At 68.6% G+C, this 3,998-nt stretch carries 5 protein-coding genes; 2 read left to right on the top strand and 3 right to left on the bottom strand.

The window, feature by feature from the left end:
* Nucleotides 1-157: 157 nt before the first annotated feature.
* Together IEY89_RS39895 and IEY89_RS39890 are read right to left on the bottom strand one after the other, a co-directional pair.
* The gene (locus IEY89_RS39895) at nucleotides 158-523 is read right to left on the bottom strand and encodes an amphi-Trp domain-containing protein (protein WP_189152412.1); all 366 of its coding nucleotides are present in this window, start codon (nucleotides 521-523) and stop codon (nucleotides 158-160) included.
* 21 nt (nucleotides 524-544) lie between these two features.
* On the bottom strand, nucleotides 545-979 hold the full coding sequence (locus IEY89_RS39890) for a DUF7144 family membrane protein (protein ID WP_373287355.1): 435 nt from the start codon (nucleotides 977-979) through the stop codon (nucleotides 545-547).
* Between the two features lie 350 nt (nucleotides 980-1,329).
* On the opposite strand from IEY89_RS39890, the gene IEY89_RS39885 reads away from it, so the two are divergent.
* Nucleotides 1,330-1,656, top strand: a complete 327-nt coding sequence (locus tag IEY89_RS39885; RefSeq protein ID WP_189152411.1) for a carboxymuconolactone decarboxylase family protein — start codon at nucleotides 1,330-1,332, stop codon at nucleotides 1,654-1,656.
* A 127-nt stretch (nucleotides 1,657-1,783) separates the two neighbouring features.
* Complete coding sequence (locus IEY89_RS39880; RefSeq protein WP_189152410.1) at nucleotides 1,784-3,220, top strand: DUF2252 domain-containing protein; 1,437 nt, start codon at nucleotides 1,784-1,786, stop codon at nucleotides 3,218-3,220.
* 440 nt (nucleotides 3,221-3,660) lie between these two features.
* Here IEY89_RS39880 and IEY89_RS39875 read toward each other — a convergent pair.
* A partial coding sequence (locus IEY89_RS39875; protein ID WP_189152409.1) for a hypothetical protein occupies nucleotides 3,661-3,998 on the bottom strand: 338 nt, incomplete at its 5' end.

Raw genomic sequence — 3,998 nt, 5'->3', positions numbered from 1 at the left:
AACTGCATCCCTTCGTCCCGGAACCGGCCTGACGGACCTGACAGACCTGACGGAACCGGCCTGACGGCGTCCTCGTCCGCACCGCACGCGGGCCGGCCGTCACACCCCGAACGGGTGTGACGGCCGGCCCGACGTTCACGGCACGGCTCAGGGCACCTCAGGGCTTCTTCGCCGCGGTCCGCTTCGCACCTTTGCTCTTGCTGGTGGTCGTACTCCTGCGCCTGGGTTTCGCGGGCGCGCGCTTCCGCGTCGTGGCGCCCTCCGTGTCCGCGACCGTCCGCGTTGACGATTTCCGGGACGTCGGCCACTTGAACTCGATCTCCAGCTCGATCTCCCCGTTACCGATCTCAACCTCCACCTCGCTGCGAAGGTCGTCGTCGGGGATCCGCATGCTCAACGTTCCGAGGCCGAGTTCCAGTTCAGCGTCCCCGCCTTCCCTCAGCAGGGCCGCGATCGCCGTGAGCTGGTCGGCCGCCTCAAGGCGTGACAGCACGCGCTTCTGCTCGAACTTGAGATCCTTCATGGGTGTCTCCGATCCCCTGCTTCATCGCTCTTCAGGGCTGGGAGCGGTGCACAGCGCCCAGATCACGAAGGCGTTGAGCGCGATGAGGACGATGGCCCAGAACGGCGCGTAGGGGATCCAGAGGAAGTTCGCGAGCATGGCCAGACCGGTCAGCACCACGCCGACGACCCTCGCCCAGGTGGCTCCCTGGAACAGGGCGGCACCGGCGAGCGTGATGAACACGCCCATGACCAGATGGACCCAGCCCCACGCGGTGAGATCGAACTCGTACACATAGTTGCGGGTGGTGACGAACACGTCGTCGTGGGCGATGGCGGCGATGCCCTGAAGAAGCATCATCAGGCCCCCGAAGATCATCAGGACGCCCGCGAAGACCAGCCAGCCGCTGCCGAGACCGGTCCTCTCCGTACTCCGCACCGCCGCGCCCGAACGGGCCCCACTCACATGACTGGTCATCGCCGCCTCCTTCGTGTCGTACGGCCCCGCACAACCACGCGTTCGCGTTCGGCCGGACGGGCTACTTCCAATCTCGTCCCGCAGGGTGCGCCACGCACCTCGAGATGTTGGCCGGGCGGCTCCCGATGAGTAGTTCGCAGGCCATCTACACAGGTCAGGGCGGTGTCGTCGCGCCTGCGGGGAACTGACCGATCAGGACAGCACCACAACCCGGGGCGCACGCAATGCGCGAGGTCCGGATGGGTCCTACGGTTGAGGGGAAGCGCCGAATTCCCGGGACCCGGTTCCCCGCGCTTCACATCCCCCTCTCATCCCCCTCGGGTTCGAAACCCACCAGGAGGGCATAAGAAATGTCCACTGCATCCGAAACCCCTGTCCTGGACACGCTCGCCGCCATGACGGTCGACTCGCTCGAGCGATGCGGGATGGCCCCGGACATGCTCATCCTCACGCGCATCGCGGCGCTCGCCGCCTCGGACGCCCCGCCCATCTCCTACGTGGCCCACATCGACCCCGCCCTCAAGGCCGGCCTGACCGCCGACCGGCTCCAGGACGTCCTGGTCGCCATCGCGCCCATCGTGGGGACCGCCCGCGTCATGACGGCAGCGGGCAACATCGCCACGGCACTCGGCATCGCCATCGCCGTCGCCGACGCCGAGATCGCGACAGAGGGCTGAGAGCAGACACCCACCCGGCATCGATGATCACCGCGGCCGACATCTGAGAAGGCCACGAAGCCCTTCTGTCCGAGGTGCCCTGTGCCGGGCGTCCCCATGGCCGCAGGACCAGGCAGGAGGGCCTTCGATGTCCCAGAAAGCAACCACGGCAATGCGCACCTCGCCCCAAACCACGCCTGAGGAACGCGCAGCTCTCGGCAAAGAGGCGCGACGCAGCTCGCCGCGGTCGGGCCATGCCGTGTACAAGCCCTCTCCCGACCGGCCTGACCCGCTGACGATCCTGGAAGCGCAGTCCGCGACACGGGTGCCCGAACTCGTCCCGATCCGCTACGGCCGGATGATGGAGGCCCCGTTCCGCTTCTACCGGGGCGCCGCCGCGATCATGGCGTCCGACCTGGCCGACAGTCCGACGTCGGGACTCACGGCCCAACTGTGCGGCGACGCACACATGCTGAACTTCCGTCTGCTCGCCTCGCCGGAGAGGCAGTTGATGTTCGACATCAACGACTTCGACGAGACACTGCCGGGCCCGTGGGAGTGGGACGTCAAGCGGCTGTCGGCGAGTTTCGTCATCGCGGGCCGGGCGAACGGCTTCGACGACGACGAGCGCGCCCGCATCGTGTGCGCCACGGTTCGTTCGTACCGCGAGGCGATGATCCGCTTCGCGGGCACGGGCAACCTCGACGTCTGGTACGCGAACATCGACGCGGACCTCCTCGAGTCCCTGATCACGGGCCGTCGCCAAGGAACGAAGCACGGCCGGAAGAACCTGGCCCATGCCATGGCGAAGGCCCGCACCCGCGACAGCCTGCAGGCTTTCGACAAGCTCACCGAGACGGTCGACGGCCGGCCCAGGATCGCGGCGGACCACCCGCTGCTCGTCCCGGCCGCCGACCTGCTGCCGGACCTCGAACGCAGTGCCCTGGAGCGCGAGTTCCGCCGTCTGCTCGAACGGTACGGCCGCACTCTCGCCTCCGATCGGCGCGCGCTCCTGGAGGACTACCGACTGGCGGACATCGCCCGCAAGGTGGTCGGCGTCGGCAGCGTCGGCACCCGGTGCTGGATCTTCCTTCTCCTCGGCCGGGACGGCCAGGACCCGCTCTTCCTCCAGGCCAAGGAGGCCGACGTCTCCGTGCTCGCCGAACACATCGGCGCGAGCAAGTACCGCAACCAGGGCGAGCGGGTGGTATCGGGCCAGCGGTTGATGCAGGCCACGAGCGACATCTTCCTCGGCTGGGAGCGGGTGGAGGGGATCGACGGCAAGCAGCGTGACTTCTACGTCCGCCAGTTGCGCGACTGGAAGGGCATCGCCATGCCGGAGAGGATGCGGCCCAAGGACATGGAGGTGTTCGGCGAACTCTGCGGGCTCACCCTGGCTCGTGCGCACGCCCGGTCCGGCGACCGCATCGCGATCGCCGCGTACCTGGGCAGCAGCGACTCGTTCGACCGGGCACTCGCCACATTCGCCGAGGCATACGCCGACCAGAACGAGCGCGACCACCAGGCCCTGGTCGACGCGGTACACACGGGCCGGCTCCAGGCGGAGCAACCGCCGACGACCTGACCCGGGAGAGGACACCCCGCACGTCCCCGAGGGCACATCCAGGGCGCATGAGCCTGGGACGCGGCGTTGACCGGTGAGAACTACGTAGAGGAGTTTCCGCAGGTCAACGCACATTTCGCCACAAAACTCCAGTTCAGCGCCCTCCCCCTCCCATTCGCTGCACGAGTGGCAGGACTTCAGCCATCGGTTGCATGAGGCGGGGCATCAGCCGTACTGCTTGGTGTGGCCCTGACCTGGGGTTTCAGTGGTAGCGGGCGGGGTCTTCGGGCCTCGCCCCTTTTCATCTTCCCGGAGGGGCGTCAGTCGGCCAGGGCACACGTCGCCGCCCCGAGCGAGCTGCGCATGTACATGGCCCGCCAGTAGCCGTCTCGCACTCGCGGGGGGCGAATCCGCTCTGCCCTGAGCGCGCCCCGAGGGCGGGAGACCCGCGAGGCAAAAGGTCACTCGGCGCTCTCCGGCCGCTGTGCCACCCGCTCGGCATCGGTTGTGGTGCGGCCGGTGGCGGCGAGGAGCGCGAGGAGTGCGAGGAGTGCGAGGAGTGCGAGCACGGCCAGCAGGACGATGACCAGCAACAGGATGGTCAGCACCGTCGGGTGGTTCCAGAGCGCGAAGACCAGGGCCACGATCAGCAGGGCGGCCAGGGCGATCCACCGGCGGTGGGTCTGGGTCCAGGTCCCCGCGCGGCCGGTGCGGACCTGGTGGGCGTACGCCCACTGTGCCGCGGAGTCGGCGGTGCGCTCGGAGGTGCCCCGGACGGCGCGCGGGAGTCGCCCGGGGC

This window comes from Streptomyces lacrimifluminis (assembly GCF_014646095.1).
Classification (GTDB): domain Bacteria; phylum Actinomycetota; class Actinomycetes; order Streptomycetales; family Streptomycetaceae; genus Streptomyces; species Streptomyces lacrimifluminis.
The sequence above is the reverse complement of the archived record's forward strand: the minus strand, read 5'-3'. Positions and strand labels throughout refer to the sequence as shown.